The following is a 15,064-nucleotide window of genomic DNA, read 5'->3' as shown; positions in this document are numbered from 1 at the left end:
CCACCCCCGACCCCGAAGCCCCGTCTAGGACTCGGAGCGTTCCTTCTCAGCCTTCGCGAGTGCGGCCTTCGCCGCCTTCTCCGCTTCCTTCTCGGCCTTCGCCGCATCCGAGATCTGCCGCTTGGCGGCGGTCGCGTACATGTCGACGTACTCCTGGCCGGAGAGCTTCATGATTTCGTACATGACCTCGTCGGTCACCGCGCGCAGCACGAAACGGTCGTGCTCCATGCCCTGATACCGGGTGAAGTCCAGGGGCTCGCCGATGCGGATGCCCGGCCGCATCAGCTTGGGCATCACCTGCCCGGGCGGCTGGATCTTCTCGGTGTCGATCATGGCGACCGGAATGACAGGAGCGCCGGTGGCGAGCGCCACGCGCGCGAGGCCGCCCGGCTTGCCCCGGTAGAGGCGGCCGTCGGGCGAGCGCGTGCCCTCCGGGTAGATCCCGAACAGCTCACCGCGCTCCAGCACCTCGATGCCGGCCTTGACCGCCGCCTCGCCCGCGCCGCGCGCACCGGAGCGGTCCACGGGGAGCTGCCCGGCGCCCTTGAAGAACGCGGCCGTGAGCCGGCCTTTCAGTCCTGGCGTGGTGAAGTACTCCGCCTTGGCGATGAAGGTGACCTTGCGGTCGAGGACCGCGGGCAGGAAGAAGGAGTCCGAGAAGGACAGGTGGTTGCTCGCCAGGATCGCGGGGCCCTCGACGGGGATGTTCTCGAGGCCTTCCACCCAGGGCCTGAAGGCGACCTTCAGCGGCCCGCCGATGGCGACCTTCATCGTTCCGTACAACAACCCCGTGCCTCCTGTGTCTGTCGGTGAGACCTTAACCCGGAGCGCCGCCAAAGGGCCCGACGACCCTGGTCGGTGTCAGTGCGGTCGCGTACGGTGAACCTCACCTGGACTCGTTCACATCCTTCTCATGAACAGGAGACCGAAGGTGCCGGTCCTTGCTGGAGCCGAGCCGTTCCGCCACGAGGGCGGGGAGACAGGCGTCCTCCTCTGCCACGGCTTCACCGGTTCCCCGCAGTCGCTGCGCCCTTGGGCGGAGTACCTCGCCGAGCGCGGTCTGACCGTGTCGCTGCCCCTCCTTCCCGGGCACGGCACCCGCTGGGAGGACATGGCACTCACCGGCTGGCAGGACTGGTACGCCGAGGTGGACCGCGAGCTGCAGGCCCTGCGCGAGCGCTGCGCCCAGGTGTTCGTGGCGGGTCTGTCCATGGGCGGCGCCCTCGCCCTGCGGCTGGCCGCCAAGCACGGCGACGCGGTCAGCGCAGTGGTGGTCGTCAACCCGGCGAACCGTATGCACGGCCTCGCGCCGTACGCCCTTCCGGTGGTGCGCCATCTGCTGCGGACGACGCCGGGGATCGCCGACGACATCGCCAAGGAGGGTGCGCACGAGCTCGGGTACACCCGGGTGCCGCTGCACTCCGCGCACTCCCTGCGGCAGTTCTTCCGCCTGGTCGACGGTGAGCTCCCGCAGGTCACCCAGCCGCTGCTGCTCCTGCGCAGCGCCGAGGACCATGTGGTGCCGGCGGCCGACTCCGCGCGCGTGCTGAGCCGGGTGTCCTCGACGGACGTATCGGAGATCGTGCTGGAACAGAGTTACCACGTGGCGACGTTGGACCATGACGCGGAGCGGATCTTCGAGGAGAGCTTCGCGTTCATCGGCCGGCTCGCAACCGGTATCGGCAAGGAAGGGACGGCCGCACGTGGCTGAGCACGACTCCGAGCGCGAGGACCTCGAGCCGGACGAGCAGGGCGTGCCCTTCGACGAGGCGGCCGCCTGGGAGGCGATCGTCGCCGGGTACGGCGAGGAGCCGAAGGATCCGCCGGGCGCCAAGCCGTTCAAGTCGGTGGAGGACCTGGCGCTGCTGGAGCCGGAGACCATCTCCGAGGAGCCGAAGGAGCCGAAGGAGGACGAGAAGCCCGCCTCGGCCAAGCCGCTGGGCAGCTCCGTCGCCTTCGCGCCCGGTGTCGGCCCCCGTGACTACACGGCGCCCGAGCCGGCGGAGGAGGACTTCGACGAGGACGACGACGAGGGCCACTTCGTCCCGCCGGAGCCGCCGCCGCTGCCGGCCGCTGACACCACCGCGAAGTTCGCGTGGCTGGCTGTCGTGGGCGGCCCCCTGCTGCTCCTGCTGGCGATACTGCTCCGCTGGGACATGACCTGGTGGCTCGCCACCATCGGCATCGGCGGTTTCCTGGGCGGGTTCGCGACGCTGGTGATGCGGATGCGGACGGATGAGGACGAGGACGACGACCCGGGGCGCGGCGCGGTCGTCTGAGTCTCAGCTCGCCGGCACTCTGAGGGCGGCCAGGACCGGAAGATGGTCCGTGGCCGCCCTCAAGTCTGCCCCGGTGACGCCGGGAAGTTCGAGCGGTACTCCGCAGCCGAGCACCTCGATGCCCTTCGTCGCGAAGATCGCGTCGATGCGCTGGTGGGGTTCGGTGCGGGTCCAGGTGTGCTCGGCACCGTCGGGGGCCGTGGCCCAGCAGTCCTGGAGGGTGTCGGAGAGACGGGTGAAGGTGCGGCCGCCGGGGCGTTCGTTGAGGTCGCCGCCCGCGATCGCGTGCTCCACGCCCAGCGCGGCCAGGCGGTCGAGGAGCATGCCGCCCTGCTCGTAGCGCTCGTCCTTGCGCAGGGAGAGGTGGCAGCTGAGTACGCCGAGGCGGGCGCCGCCGATCCGGACGACCGCGGTGGCGAAACCGCGTCGGTGCTGTCCTGGTGTGAGCGGGAGCAGGACGTCTTCCGTGCGCTCGACCGTGGTGCGGAGGTTGCACAGGATCGCCGGTCCCGCGGCTGTGGCGCCACCGGTGAGGGTGACGAGGTCAGCCGCGCGGGCCAGGCGGGCGAGTTTCTTGCGCCAGCGGAAGAAGCGGGGGGCTTCCTGGATCAGTACGAGGTCCGGGGCGCAGGCGCGGATGACTCTGGCCAGTGCTTCGGTGTCGTCCCGCATGGAGCGGATGTTGTAGCTCAGGACTCGGACGAGGGTGGGATCGTCGGACGCCATGATGAGCAATTTACGCCTGATGACGAGGGGCGCGAGGAAGATGTGCGACTGCCGCATCGTCGTGGCTTGTCGCGCAGTTCCCCGCGCCCCTAGGCATGTCCACCTGCCCGGCATCACATGATCGGGTCAGGTTCCCTTGCCAGGTCTGCCGCGCCCACCAGTCCGGCCTTGTTGCCCAGTTGGGCCGCGATCACATCTGCCACCGGACGCCAGTTGCCGCCGACCAGCCAGCGCTTGTAGGACTTGCGGATCGGGTCGAGGACCAGTTCGCCCTCGTCCGAGAGGCCACCGCCGACGATGAAGGCGGACGGGTCGAAGAGGGAGGCGAGGTCGGCGAGGCCGGCGCCGGCCCAGCGGGCGAGCTCGCGGTAGGAGTCCACGGCGACCGGGTCGCCCTGACGGGCGGCCATGGAGATGTGCTTGCCCTCGATGCCGTCGGGGCTGCCGTCACCGAGGCCGAGGAGGAGCTCGGCGTTCTCCGGGGTGGCGTTGGCGCGCTGCTTGGCGTACCTCACCAGCGCACGCCCCGACGCGTACTGCTCCCAGCAGCCCTGCGAGCCACAGCCGCACAGCAGGCCGTCCGGGACCATCCGGATGTGGCCGAACTCGGCGGCGACACCGAAGTGGCCGCGGCGCAGCTTGTTGCCGATGATGATGCCGCCACCGAGGCCGGTGCCGAGGGTGATGCAGATGACGTTGCGGTGGCCCTTGCCCGCGCCGAACTTGTACTCGCCCCACGCGGCCGCGTTGGCGTCGTTCTCGACGACGACGGGGAGGCCCACGCGGGCCTCGACCTTCTCCTTCAACGGCTCGTTGCGCCAGTCGATGTTGGGTGCGAAGTAGACCTCCGAGCGCTGCCGGTTGACGTAACCGGCCGCACCGATACCCACGCCGACGATCTCGTGCCCGGCGCGCGCGCCGTCCACCGCGGAGGCGATGGCGTCCACGATGCCCTCGGGCGTGCCCGGGGTCGGCACCTTGTGGGTCGAGAGGATTTTGCCTTCCTCATCGACCACGCCGGCCGCGATCTTCGTGCCGCCGATATCGACGCCGATGGTGAGTCCCATGAATCCCTCAGTTTCGGTCGAGCCCCGCTACGGCCCACCGTACCCGAGGGCGCTCTAGTCCAGGTCGATGCGCTCGCCCGGTCCGGAGTCGTCGCCCCGGTCCTGGCGGGGCTCTTCCGGGGCCTTCGGATCGGTGGTCCGCTGGGTCCAGCGCTGCTCCTGCGCCTGGACGGCGGAGCGGTAGGCGGCGAGCAGTTCGGTGCCCGCCGCGGCCAGGTGGTCGAAGACGTCGGGGTTGCGCTCGATGACGGGCTCGACGGCGGCCTTGGCCTGCTGGACGACCTGGTGCACCACCTGCTGGGCGGCGGGTCCGGCGACCGCACCGAGGAGGGGCGACTGGAGCGAGGACAGCTTGTCGGTGACGGCGTCGACGAGCTTGCGCAGTTCCTCGGCGGCCGAGCCCGCGGGCTGGCCGTACTCGGCGCGACGGCGGGACTTCTCCGCCGCGAGGTCCTCGGCACACGCCGTCGCCCAGGCATCGGCGTCGGTCGCCCGCACCTCGTCGACAGCCTCACGACCGACGGCGTCTGACGGGGGGAGCTCTTCGCTCATGACGGACTCCTGACTGCGGTTCGTCCCTACGACGTTACCCGAATGGGCGTACCACGTTCACCGTGTCTCCGGCCAGAGGTCCGGGTCCGGCGCGAACCGGATGCACAGCTCCCCGTCGCGCAGGGCGGCACCGGCGACGGTGCAGCGACGCAGGGCGGAGGGAAGGGGCACGATACGGCGGAACTGCCCGGCGGTGACCACGATTTCGTCGCCGCGCCGGATGAGGTCGAGCTCGTCGCGTATCGCGCCGGGGAGCGGGATGTGCCATACGAAGACCCGGCTGACACCGTCGTCGGCGAGCCGGTCGGCGACGGACCACTCGACGGCGGAGGTGGCCTCCTCGACACCGGGGGCGGTGAGGGCGGCGAGGTCGTCGGTGCCGCGCGGGTCGTGACCGAGGTGGCGGACCGGTCGTACGTCGTACGTCTCCTGCCACTCCTCCAGCGCTTTGCGCTGCTGGGCGGCGGGACCGGCGAGCCAGGTGTCGTGCGCCTGCTCGGGCAGGACCCGGTTGGCCACCAGGACGTCGGGGCGCAGACCGCGCAGGGCGAGGGCGAGACCGGCGGAGCGCACGGCGTCGGCGCCGGCCGGGCCGGGCTCGGCGACCAGCCGTACGACGGTGTTGCGGTCCGTGACGACCGCCTCGACCGCGGCCAGCTCCATGTCCCACCGAGCGGCGGTCTCGTACAGCCACTCCGAGGGCATCGGCACCCCGGCCAGCCGTCCGAGCATGGGCCGCAGCGCACGGGCCGCCTGCCGCTCGGGCGGCAGGAGACGGCGCAGATAGCGGCGGAGTTCCTCGGGCAGGGCGAGCAGCGCGAGCGCCTGCGGTGTGGGCGGAAGGTCCACCACGAGCAGGTCGTGCCGCTCGGAGAGGGCCGCGTCGCGCAGGGCGCGGAGCAGGGTCAGTTCCTCGGCGCCGGGGAGGGGGGTGACCTCCTCGGCGTCCAGCCGGGAAGCGCCGAGAAGATCGAGAACGTTGGCGGCACGCTGCTGGAAGGCGGCGAGGTCGTCCCGGAACCCGGCGGTGGCGTCGGGCCGCCAGGCGGTGAGCCCCTCACGGACCTGGACGGGCGTCGCCCCGGTCGCCGTTCCGAGCACCGCGCCGAGGCTGTCGGTGCGATCGGCGCTCAGCACGAGCGTGCGAACGCCGGACAGAGCGGCGGCGACAGCGGTGGCGGCCGCAACGGTCGTACGACCGCTACCACCAGGCCCGGTGATCAGGAGGGTGCGCATGGGACTGAACGGTAGTCCCCCTACTTCGCCCCCGACTCCACCCGCTTCTTCAACCCGGCCAGCGCACGGTCGATGATGACCTTCTCGGCCTTGCGCTTGATCATCCCCAGCATCGGGATCTTGACGTCGACCGTCAGCAGATAGGTGACCTCGGTCGACCCGCTGCCCACCGGCTTCAGGATGTACGACCCGTCCAGCGACCGCAGCATCTGGGACTTCACCAGCGTCCAGGAGACCTCGTTCTCACCGGTCCACGTGTACCCCAGGACCTGGTCGTCCTTGATCGCCCCCGCGTCCATGACGAGCCGCACCTGCTCGGCACGCCCCTGTGCGTCGGTCGCGAGGACCTCCGCCTCCTTCACCTCGCCGGTCCAGTCCGGGTAGCGGGCGAAGTCGGCGATCACCCCCATGACATCGGCCGGTGCCGCCTCGATCGTGATGCTCGAGCTGGTGTGTTCCGCCATCGCTGTGGCTCCTCCAGATGCGGGCCGGTAGGGCAGGTCGTGCTGCGCACGTGTGTGCAGCGTGAAGGCTACCGCGCACGTGAGCGCCCGACTTCACCGCCCACTCACCATTCCAGGGCCCAGGGCCTGCCGCTCCCCGCGAAGTGCCCCACGTTCACGCACTCGGTCGCGCCGATCCGCATCCGCCGCACCAGCGGCTGGTGGACGTGCCCGAACAGGGCGTACCGGGGCCGGGTGCGCCGGATGGCGTCCAGCAGCGCCCGGCTGCCCCGCTCGAAGCGGCGCGCGACGGTGTCGTAGACCAGCTCCGGCACCTCGGGCGGGATGTGCGTGCACAGCACGTCGACCTCGACGACCGCCTCGATCTTCGCCGCGTACTCCTCGTCGCTGATCTCGTACGGCGTGCGCATCGGAGTCCTGAGCCCGCCGCCCACGAACCCGAACACCCGTCCCCCGATCTCCACCCGCTCACCGTCCAGCACGGTGGTGCCCGGTCCGGCGTATTCGGGCCACAGGGGCGGCATGTCGACATTGCCGTAGGTGGCGTACGTCGGTGTCGGGAAGGCCGCGAACATCTCGGCGTACTGCTTGCGTACCGCCTTCTCGATCGCGGCCGCCCGGTCGGTGCCGATGCCGGCCCACAGCCGGGCGCCGAACTCGCGGGCCTCCTCGAAGCGGCGGGCGGTGCGCAGTTCGACGATGCGGTCGGCGTTCTCCGCTCCGAACAGGTCGGGGAAGATGCCGCGTGAGTGGTCGGCGTAGTCGAGGAAGAGGACCAGGTCACCCAGACAGATCAGGGCGTCCGCGCCCTCGCCGGCTCTGGCCAGGTCACGGGCGTTGCCGTGCACGTCGCTGACCACATGTACGCGTGTCCTCCGGTTACCGGCCGGTGTGGGTGCCATGGCGATCAAGGGTAGGCGTGTGCGGCATACGTGAACAGTGGCGATGGGGCCTGCGGTTACTGGCTAGTCATCAGATGGGTGGACTACTGTGCGCGAAAAGAAGCACCAATCTGTGTGACGCAGCGAACATCTCGCCGGACCCCCCTGTCGGAGACGCCATACCGGCGGGTAACGTCCGGGCAGTCCAGTCGTGCTCAGGATTTCAACAAGTGGTGCAACCACTGAAGATCCCGAGCACCTGCCCGAGCCTTGGACCGCACCGTCGCATCGCACAACGTCGTGGCGCCGGCGCCCTATGAGGAGCAGCAGTCTTGCGCGAGTTCAGCCTTCCGGCTTTGTACGAGGTCCCTGCGGACGGCAATCTCACGGACATCGTCCGTAGAAACGCCGCGCAGCATCCCGACGTCGCCGTGATCGCCCGCAAGGTGGGCGGTGTCTGGCAGGACGTGACCGCCACGACCTTCCTGGCCGAGGTCCACGCCGCCGCCAAGGGCCTCATCGCCTCCGGCGTCCAGCCCGGCGATCGGGTCGGCCTGATGTCGCGCACCCGCTACGAGTGGACGATGCTCGACTTCGCCATCTGGTGCGCGGGCGCGATCACCGTGCCGGTGTACGAGACCAGTTCGGCGGAGCAGGTCCAGTGGATCCTCTCCGACTCGGGCGCCACCGCCATCGTCGTCGAGCTGGACTCCCACGTGGCCGCCGTCGAGTCGGTGCGCGACGGGCTGCCCGCCCTGAAGCACCTCTGGCAGATCGAGGCCGGGGGCGTGGAGGAGCTGGGCCGGCTCGGCAAGGACATCAGCGACGCCGCCGTCGAGGAGCGCAGCTCGCTCGCCAAGGCCGACGACCCGGCGACCATCGTCTACACGTCCGGCACCACCGGCCGTCCCAAGGGCTGTGTGCTGACCCACCGCAGCTTCTTCGCGGAGTGCGGGAACATCGTGGAGCGCCTGCGCCCGCTCTTCCGCACCGGCGAGTGCTCCGTCCTGCTCTTCCTGCCGCTCGCGCACGTCTTCGGCCGGCTCGTGCAGATCGCCCCGATGATGGCGCCGATCAAGCTGGGGACCGTCCCGGACATCAAGGACCTCACCAACGAGCTGGCCTCCTTCCGGCCGACCCTGATCCTCGGCGTTCCGCGCGTCTTCGAGAAGGTCTACAACTCGGCGCGGGCCAAGGCGCAGGCGGACGGCAAGGGCAAGATCTTCGACAAGGCCGCGGACACCGCGATCGCGTACAGCAAGGCGCTGGACACCCCCTCGGGCCCGTCGCTGGGTCTGAAGATCAAGCACAAGACCTTCGACAAGCTGGTCTACAGCAAGCTGCGCGCGGTCCTGGGCGGCAAGGGCGAGTTCGCCATCTCCGGCGGTGCCCCGCTCGGCGAGCGCCTCGGTCACTTCTTCCGCGGCATCGGCTTCACGGTCCTGGAGGGCTACGGCCTGACCGAGTCCTGCGCGGCCACCGCCTTCAACCCCTGGGACCGCCAGAAGATCGGCACGGTCGGCCAGCCGCTGCCCGGCTCGGTGATCCGGATCGCGGACGACGGCGAGGTCCTGCTGCACGGCGAGCACCTGTTCACGGGCTACTGGAACAACCCGGGCGCCACCGAGGAGGCCCTGGCCGACGGCTGGTTCCACACCGGTGACATCGGCACCCTCGACGAGGACGGCTACCTCAGGATCACCGGCCGCAAGAAGGAGATCATCGTCACCGCGGGCGGCAAGAACGTCGCCCCGGCCGTGATCGAGGACCGCATCCGCGCCCACGCGCTGGTCGCGGAGTGCATGGTGGTGGGCGACGGGCGGCCGTTCGTGGGCGCGCTGATCACCATCGACGAGGAGTTCCTGGGCCGCTGGGCGGCCGAGCACGGCAAGCCGGCGGGTGTCACCGCGGCGTCGCTGGTCGACGACCCGGATCTGAACGCGGCGATCCAGGCCGCGATCGACGACGGCAACGCCGCGGTGTCGAAAGCGGAATCGGTGCGGAAGTTCCGCATTCTCTCCTCCCAGTTCACGGAGGACTCGGGCCACCTGACGCCGTCCCTGAAGCTCAAGCGCAACGTGGTGGCGAAGGATTACGCGGACGAGGTCGAGGCGATCTACCAGAAGTAGCAGGCCCTCCGAAAGAGCGTCATGGCGCGGTGTCCTCCACGAGGACCCGCGCCATCGTCCGTTCGGCGAGCGCCGTGATCGTCACGAACGGGTTCACCCCGATCGATCCGGGCACGAGCGAGCCGTCGGTGACATACAGCTTCGAATACCCCTTCACCCTCCCGTAGTTGTCGGTCGCCCTGCCCAGCACACAGCCGCCCAGCGGGTGGTAGGTGAAGTCGTCGGCGAAGGTCCGGTTGGTCGAGCCGAACAGGTCGGTCCGGTAGATCGTGGTGTTCGCCGAGTTGATCCGGTCGAAGAGCTTCTTGGCCATGCCCGAGGACACGGCGCTCTGCGCGGCGGTCCAGCCGAGGTTCACGCCGCCCGTGGCGCTGTTGTACGTGAACGTCGCGCGCTGCGGGTTCTTGGTGATCGCCAGATAGAGGCTGACCCAGTGCTCCAGTCCCGTGGGTAAAGGAGCGATCTCCGCGAAGACGGGGTTGGCGGTGTTCGCCCAGTCGTCGATGCCCATGACCGGCATGGTCGACTGGTTCGCCCCGACGGTGTCCCACAGGTGGTTGGCCCGGCCGAGCATGGTGTTGCCGTTGGGTCCCCAGCCGGCCCCGACGCTCGCGTCCAGGGCGGGCAGGGTGCCCGTGTCCCGGGCCCGGACGAGGAGTTCGGTGGTGCCGAGGCTGCCACCGCCGAGGAAGAGGTAGGTGCAGCTGTACTGCTTGGTCTCGACGACCGTGCCGGCGTCGTTGACGCGGTCGGCGGTCAGCACGTACGTCCCGTCGCTCGCCCGGCTGACGGCCCTGACCCGTTCCATGGTGTTGATGGTGACCTTGCCGGTGCCGAGCGCGGCGGCGAGATACGTCTTGTCGAGGCTTCTCTTGCCGTGGTTGTTGCCGTAGATGACCTCCTGCGCGAGAGCCGACTTGGTCGCCGTGCCGGCGGCCTCCTTCTGCATGTAGGCGAAGTCGTAGGTGCTGGGCACGAAGGTGGTCCTCAGGCCGGTGTTCTGGGCGTGTTTGCGCGAGATGCGCGAGAAGCGGTACCACTCCGTCGACTCGAACCACGTGGGGTCGACGGTGTTGACGCCGAGCATGGAGTTGGCACGCGGGAAGTAGGTGCCGTACATCTCGTCGGCGTCGACGGTGGGGAACTGCTCGGCGAAGTACGACTTCAGTGGGGTCACCGCCATGCAGCCGTTCACCAGGGAGCCGCCGCCGACACCTCGCCCCACGAACACGGACATGTTGGCGAAGCGCACCCGGTCCAGGACGCCCGGGTACAGGCTGATGTCCTTGTTGACGACGTCCAGCCACAGGAAGGTGGCCAGCGGCGCCTCGGTGCGGGTGCGGAACCACATGGAACGCTGGTCCGGGTTGGCGGTGGAGCAGAAGACCTTGCCGTCGGAGCCGGGGGTGTTCCAGAGCCGGCCCATCTCGATCATGATCGTGCGGATGCCCGCCTGACCGAGGCGGAGGGCGGCCACGGCGGCGCCGTAGCCCGAACCGACCACGATGGCGGGGGCGTTGTCGACGGCGGCCGGTTCTACGGCCTGTGCCGACTGGAGACCGATGCGGGTGAGACCTGCGGCGGCGGCCGTCTGGAGGGCTGCCATGCCCAGTATGTGACGTCTCGTCAGCTGACGCTGCATCAGTTTTGCTGTCATGCGCGCAGCATCGGCGGATTATCCGCTTCCGGCTATAGCAACGTCTTCAACTTTTCCGCCAACAGATCCCATCGCCACTTCTCCTCGACCCACTCCCGCCCCCGCTCCCCCATCCGGCTCCGCAGTTCCGCGTCCGCGAGGAGGACGACGATGCGCTCGGCCGTCTCCTCCACCGAGCCGCCCCGCACCACCCAGCCGGTCTCGCCGTCCAGTACGGCGTCCGGGGCACCGCCCGAGTCCCCCGCCACCACCGGCAGCCCCGTCGCCGACGCCTCCAGGTACACGATCCCCAGCCCCTCGACGTCCAGCCCGCCCCGACGGGTCCGGCAGGGCATGGCGAAGACGTCCCCGGCACCGAAGTGCGCGGGCAGCTCGGACCAGGGCACGGCGCCGGTGAAGCGGACGGAGTCGGCGACCCGGGTCTCGTGGGCCAGCTTGCGCAGCTCCTTCTCGTACGGCCCCCCGCCGACGATCAGCAGCACCGCGTCCGGCTCGGCGGCGAGGATCCGCGGCATCGCCAGGATCAGCGTGTCCTGCCCCTTGCGCGGCACGAGCCGCGAGACACACACCACCACCGGCCGGTCGGCCAGCCCGAGCCGGGCCCGCACGGCATCGCCCCCCGACCCCGGATGGAAGGTCTTCTCGTCCACCCCCGGCGGCAGCTGCACCATCCGCGAGGCCGCCGCGGGCGTCAGCGCCCCGGCGATCCGTGAGCGCGTGTACTCGCCGAGGTAGGTGATCGTGTCCGTGCCCTCCCCGATCCGGCGCAGCAGCTGCCGCGCGGCGGGCAGCTGGGCCCACCCCGCCTCGTGCCCGTGGGTCGTGGCCACCAGCCGCTCGGCCCCGGCCTTCCTGAGCGCGGGCGCCATCAGCCCGAGCGGCGCGGCCGCCCCGAACCACACCGACGTACAGCCGTGCTCCCGCAGCAGTCCGACGGCCGTACGCGTGGCCGCGGGCGTCGGCAGGAGCATCGTCGTACGGTCGCGTACGACGGTGAAGGGCTGCTCGGCGTCGAAGGCGGCCGTAGCCTCGGCGCCCTCGCGGCCGCGCTTCCAGGTGGACGCGTGGACGACGAGCCGTTCCGGGTCGAGCCGCAGCGCCATGTTGTGCAGGAAGGCCTGGATACCGCCCGGCCTGGGCGGGAAGTCGTTCGTCACGATCAGGGTCTTGTGCATCGCCGCCGACCCTATCCAAAGCACCCGCCCAGCCTGTTCCACGGCCCGCCCACAGCTCGGCCCGGCCGCGTTGGTGGCAAGCACACAGGTGGACGGGACATCATGGCCATCTCAAGAGTGGCAACCTCAGGAACGGCAACGGGCGAACAGGGGCTCCGGTGGACATGGCGAGTGCGAGGCGGTCTCCGGCCGGACTGCTGGTGACCTGGGGGCTGACGCGGCTGCTGCTGCTCCTGTTCGTGCTCAAGGTGTTCGTCTTCCCCGGCCCGGACGTCACCAGCGATGTCTCCGTGATCTACCAGGGCTGGTACGACGTCCTGCGCACCGGAACGTTCCCGCTGGACGACGTCACCTGGCAGTACCCGCCGGCCGCCGCGCTCGCGATCCTCTCCCCCGCTCTGCTGCCCTTCCTCCCGTACGCGACGGCGTTCTTCGTCCTCGCCTTCCTCGCCGACCTGGTCGCCTTCTCCCTGCTCCTGTACGCGGGCCTGCGCCCCGGTCGCTCGCTGCGCGGCGCCTGGGTGTGGGTGGTGGGCGTACCGCTGCTCGGGCCGACCGTCTACGCCCGCTACGACGTGATGGTCACCGCCGTCGCGGTGGCCGCGCTGCTCGCGGGCGCCCGGCACCCTCGCGTGGTGGGCGTTCTCGTGGGGTTCGGGGCGATGCTCAAGGTGTGGCCGGCGCTGCTGCTGGTCGCCGTCCGCAGGCGGAGCACCTGGATGGCGACGGCGGTCACCGCGGCCGGCCTCGCGGCCCTGTTCTCCGTCGCCATGCCCGGCGCCTTCGCCTTCCTGACCTTCCAGGCCGACCGGGGCACCGAGGTGGAGTCGCTGGGCTCCCTCGTCTTCCATGTGGCCCGGCAGTACGGCTGGGACGGCCAGGTGCTGCTCAACTACGGTTCGGTCGAATTCCTCGGCCCCTGGGTCAACGTCGTCAGCACGGCCGCCCTGGCCCTGACCGGTCTCGCCTTCGGCTGGCTGCTGCTGTGGCGGCTGACGGCCACCCGGTTCGAGGCGCACACCGCGGCCGACGCGGCCTTCGTGGCGGTGCTGATGTTCACCACGACCAGCCGGGTGATCAGCCCGCAGTACATGGTGTGGCTGATCGGTCTCGCGGCCGTGTGCCTGTGCTTCCGGGCGAGCCGGATGGGGGCGCCCGCCCTGATCGTGCTGGTGGCGTCCTTCGTGACGGTGCTGGAGTTCCCGATCTACTTCGGCAACGTCGTCGCCAGCGACGGCCTCGGCGTCACCCTGCTGTTCATCCGCAACGGCCTGCTGGTCGTGGCGGCCGTCCTCGCGGCCGTGCAGTTGTGGCGCTCGACGGCCTCGCCCGAGGCCGAGACGCCGCTGCCCACTCAGCCCACGCTCACCACCGAGGAGACCCCGGTCTCCTCCTGACGCCGACCGCTTCGGAGCGGGGCTCCCGCGCCCGGCGCATCCCCCCGCTCGGACGCGATGGCCCGTCGATCGCCACCACACCCCGCGATGCCCTGCGGCCATGGCGTTCGACGCCACCGCCCCGGCCCGGGACATCGCCGCCCCTCAGACCGAAGCCGGCGCCACCAGGACCTCGGTCTCCTCCTGACGCCGGGCCGCGAGCAGGGCGACCGCCGCGCACTGGAGCGCCATGGACAGCGCGAGCGCCAGGCACACACCAGGCAGCCCCAGCCCCGACAGCCCGTACGCCAGGGGCAGTTGGACCGCCGTGCCGAGCAGCGTCACCCGCAGCAGGGCCGGCGCTCCTCCGCTGCCCTCGAAGACCCCGCCGAGCGCGATGAAGCAGGCCATCAGCAGCAGATAGGGCCCGACACAGCGCAGGAAGAGCACTCCGTCGTGGGCGACGCCGGGTCCGGCGCCGAAGGCGGCCATGATCCAGGGGGCGGTCAGAGCCAGCAGAAGGGCGGCCCCCAGCGCGAACCCTCCTGAGACCAGCACGGCCTGCCGCCCGATCGCCCGCCGCGCGTCCCTCCCGGCGCCCAGCAGATGCGCGGTGTGGATGGAGGCGGCCTGGCGTACCGCGTAGAAGCCCATGGTGGCCACGTACATGACCTTGTACGCGATCGAGTACCCGGCCACCGCCGTCACCCCCAGCCGCGCCACGATCGCGACCAGGACCAGCGCCCCGCCCTGCCGCACGGTGAAGTCGGCGGCCATGGGCAGCCCCGTGCGCAGCGTCCTCCGGAAGGCCACCCCGGGTCCGGCGGCGGTGCGCAGCAGCGCGTTCCGCCGCAGTGCCACCAGGCCCGCCCCCAGGGCCACGCCCCGGCACAGCACCGTCGAGGCGGCGGCGCCCCGGACGCCGTAGAGGTGGATGAGGAACGGGTCGCAGACCAGGATCAGCCCGCCTGCGAGCAGCGCCAGCCGCATCGGGGTCCTCGTGTCCCCCGCGCCCTTGAGGATCCCGTCGACCAGCTGCTGGGCGAAGAACACGGCGATGCCCGGCATCGAGACGGCGAAGTACCCGACCGCCAGCGGCAGTGCCTCGCCCCCTCCGAGGACCAGCCGGGCCAGCGGTTCCCGCAGCAGGAACCCACCCGCCACCACCAGCGGCGTGATCGCCCCGAACACCGCCCAGCCCCCGCGCACGGCCGCCCGCACGGCCCCCGGATCCCGCGCGCCCCGGGCGTGCGCGACCAGCACCGTCGTACCGGAGCCGAAGACCAGGGCGAGGCCGAGCAGCACGTTCTCGGTGTTGGTCGCCACCGCGACGGCGGCCACGGCCGGACCGCCGAGCCGGGAGACCCAGACGGTGTTGATGATCCCGGCGGCGACGGAGGCGAGGAGCGAGAAGTAGACGGGGTGGGCGAGGGCGATGAGCTGCTTGCGATGAGTGTGCACCTGTGGACCCCTCTTATCGAGCTACCTCGAAACGAGATAGCTCGATAAGAGGTAGCATGGC

The 15,064-nt window shown here is 70.6% G+C and carries 14 protein-coding genes; 4 read left to right on the top strand and 10 right to left on the bottom strand.

The window, feature by feature from the left end:
• Positions 1–24: 24 nt before the first annotated feature.
• Complete coding sequence (locus TN53_RS26860) at positions 25–771, bottom strand: lysophospholipid acyltransferase family protein (RefSeq protein ID WP_046261246.1); 747 nt, start codon at positions 769–771, stop codon at positions 25–27.
• 160 nt (positions 772–931) lie between these two features.
• Between TN53_RS26860 and TN53_RS26855 the strand changes: the two genes are divergently transcribed.
• Both TN53_RS26855 and TN53_RS26850 read left to right on the top strand, forming a co-directional pair.
• Entirely contained in the window at positions 932–1,711 is a 780-nt protein-coding gene (locus tag TN53_RS26855; protein ID WP_046261245.1) for an alpha/beta hydrolase, read from the top strand.
• Positions 1,704–2,279 (top strand): hypothetical protein, encoded by a 576-nt coding sequence (locus TN53_RS26850; protein ID WP_046261244.1) that lies wholly within the window; start codon positions 1,704–1,706, stop codon positions 2,277–2,279. Before TN53_RS26855 ends, TN53_RS26850 begins: the two co-directional genes overlap by 8 nt.
• Before the next feature lie 3 nt (positions 2,280–2,282).
• Here TN53_RS26850 and TN53_RS26845 read toward each other — a convergent pair whose 3' ends face one another.
• The 6 genes from TN53_RS26845 to TN53_RS26820 form a co-directional block, all read right to left on the bottom strand.
• Complete coding sequence (locus tag TN53_RS26845) at positions 2,283–3,005, bottom strand: endonuclease/exonuclease/phosphatase family protein (RefSeq protein WP_046261283.1); 723 nt, start codon at positions 3,003–3,005, stop codon at positions 2,283–2,285.
• Between the two features lie 113 nt (positions 3,006–3,118).
• Positions 3,119–4,072 (bottom strand): ROK family glucokinase, encoded by a 954-nt coding sequence (locus TN53_RS26840; protein WP_046261243.1) that lies wholly within the window; start codon positions 4,070–4,072, stop codon positions 3,119–3,121.
• A 54-nt stretch (positions 4,073–4,126) separates the two neighbouring features.
• Positions 4,127–4,624 carry a DUF5304 domain-containing protein gene (locus TN53_RS26835; RefSeq protein WP_046261242.1) on the bottom strand — a complete coding sequence of 166 codons (498 nt, stop codon included), beginning with the start codon at positions 4,622–4,624 and terminating at the stop codon, positions 4,127–4,129.
• Between the two features lie 57 nt (positions 4,625–4,681).
• On the bottom strand, positions 4,682–5,860 hold the full coding sequence (locus TN53_RS26830) for an ArsA family ATPase (protein ID WP_046261241.1): 1,179 nt from the start codon (positions 5,858–5,860) through the stop codon (positions 4,682–4,684).
• 20 nt (positions 5,861–5,880) lie between these two features.
• On the bottom strand, positions 5,881–6,324 hold the full coding sequence (locus TN53_RS26825) for an SRPBCC family protein (protein WP_046261240.1): 444 nt from the start codon (positions 6,322–6,324) through the stop codon (positions 5,881–5,883).
• A 104-nt stretch (positions 6,325–6,428) separates the two neighbouring features.
• Positions 6,429–7,226: a metallophosphoesterase family protein gene (locus TN53_RS26820; protein WP_095046749.1), complete on the bottom strand. Its 798-nt coding sequence runs from the start codon at positions 7,224–7,226 to the stop codon at positions 6,429–6,431.
• Positions 7,227–7,537: 311 nt separating this feature from the next.
• On the opposite strand from TN53_RS26820, the gene TN53_RS26815 reads away from it, so the two are divergent.
• Positions 7,538–9,334, top strand: a complete 1,797-nt coding sequence (locus TN53_RS26815; RefSeq protein ID WP_046261238.1) for an AMP-dependent synthetase/ligase — start codon at positions 7,538–7,540, stop codon at positions 9,332–9,334.
• Positions 9,335–9,353: 19 nt separating this feature from the next.
• On the opposite strand, the gene TN53_RS26810 is transcribed toward TN53_RS26815, so the two are convergent.
• Positions 9,354–10,940 (bottom strand): GMC oxidoreductase, encoded by a 1,587-nt coding sequence (locus tag TN53_RS26810; RefSeq protein WP_046261282.1) that lies wholly within the window; start codon positions 10,938–10,940, stop codon positions 9,354–9,356.
• An 83-nt stretch (positions 10,941–11,023) separates the two neighbouring features.
• Positions 11,024–12,166 carry a glycosyltransferase family 4 protein gene (locus tag TN53_RS26805; protein WP_046261237.1) on the bottom strand — a complete coding sequence of 381 codons (1,143 nt, stop codon included), beginning with the start codon at positions 12,164–12,166 and terminating at the stop codon, positions 11,024–11,026.
• Positions 12,167–12,330: 164 nt separating this feature from the next.
• Here TN53_RS26805 and TN53_RS26800 point away from each other — a divergent pair, with 164 nt between their 5' ends.
• Positions 12,331–13,563, top strand: a complete 1,233-nt coding sequence (locus TN53_RS26800) for a glycosyltransferase family 87 protein (protein ID WP_046261236.1) — start codon at positions 12,331–12,333, stop codon at positions 13,561–13,563.
• A gap of 144 nt (positions 13,564–13,707) precedes the next feature.
• Here TN53_RS26800 and TN53_RS26795 read toward each other — a convergent pair whose 3' ends face one another.
• The gene (locus tag TN53_RS26795) at positions 13,708–15,003 is read right to left on the bottom strand and encodes an MATE family efflux transporter (protein ID WP_046261235.1); all 1,296 of its coding nucleotides are present in this window, start codon (positions 15,001–15,003) and stop codon (positions 13,708–13,710) included.
• Between the last annotated feature and the right edge of the window lie 61 nt (positions 15,004–15,064).

The sequence above is a fragment of the Streptomyces sp. WM6386 genome (assembly GCF_000972385.1).
Lineage (GTDB): Bacteria > Actinomycetota > Actinomycetes > Streptomycetales > Streptomycetaceae > Streptomyces.
The sequence above is the reverse complement of the archived record's forward strand: the minus strand, read 5'-3'. Positions and strand labels throughout refer to the sequence as shown.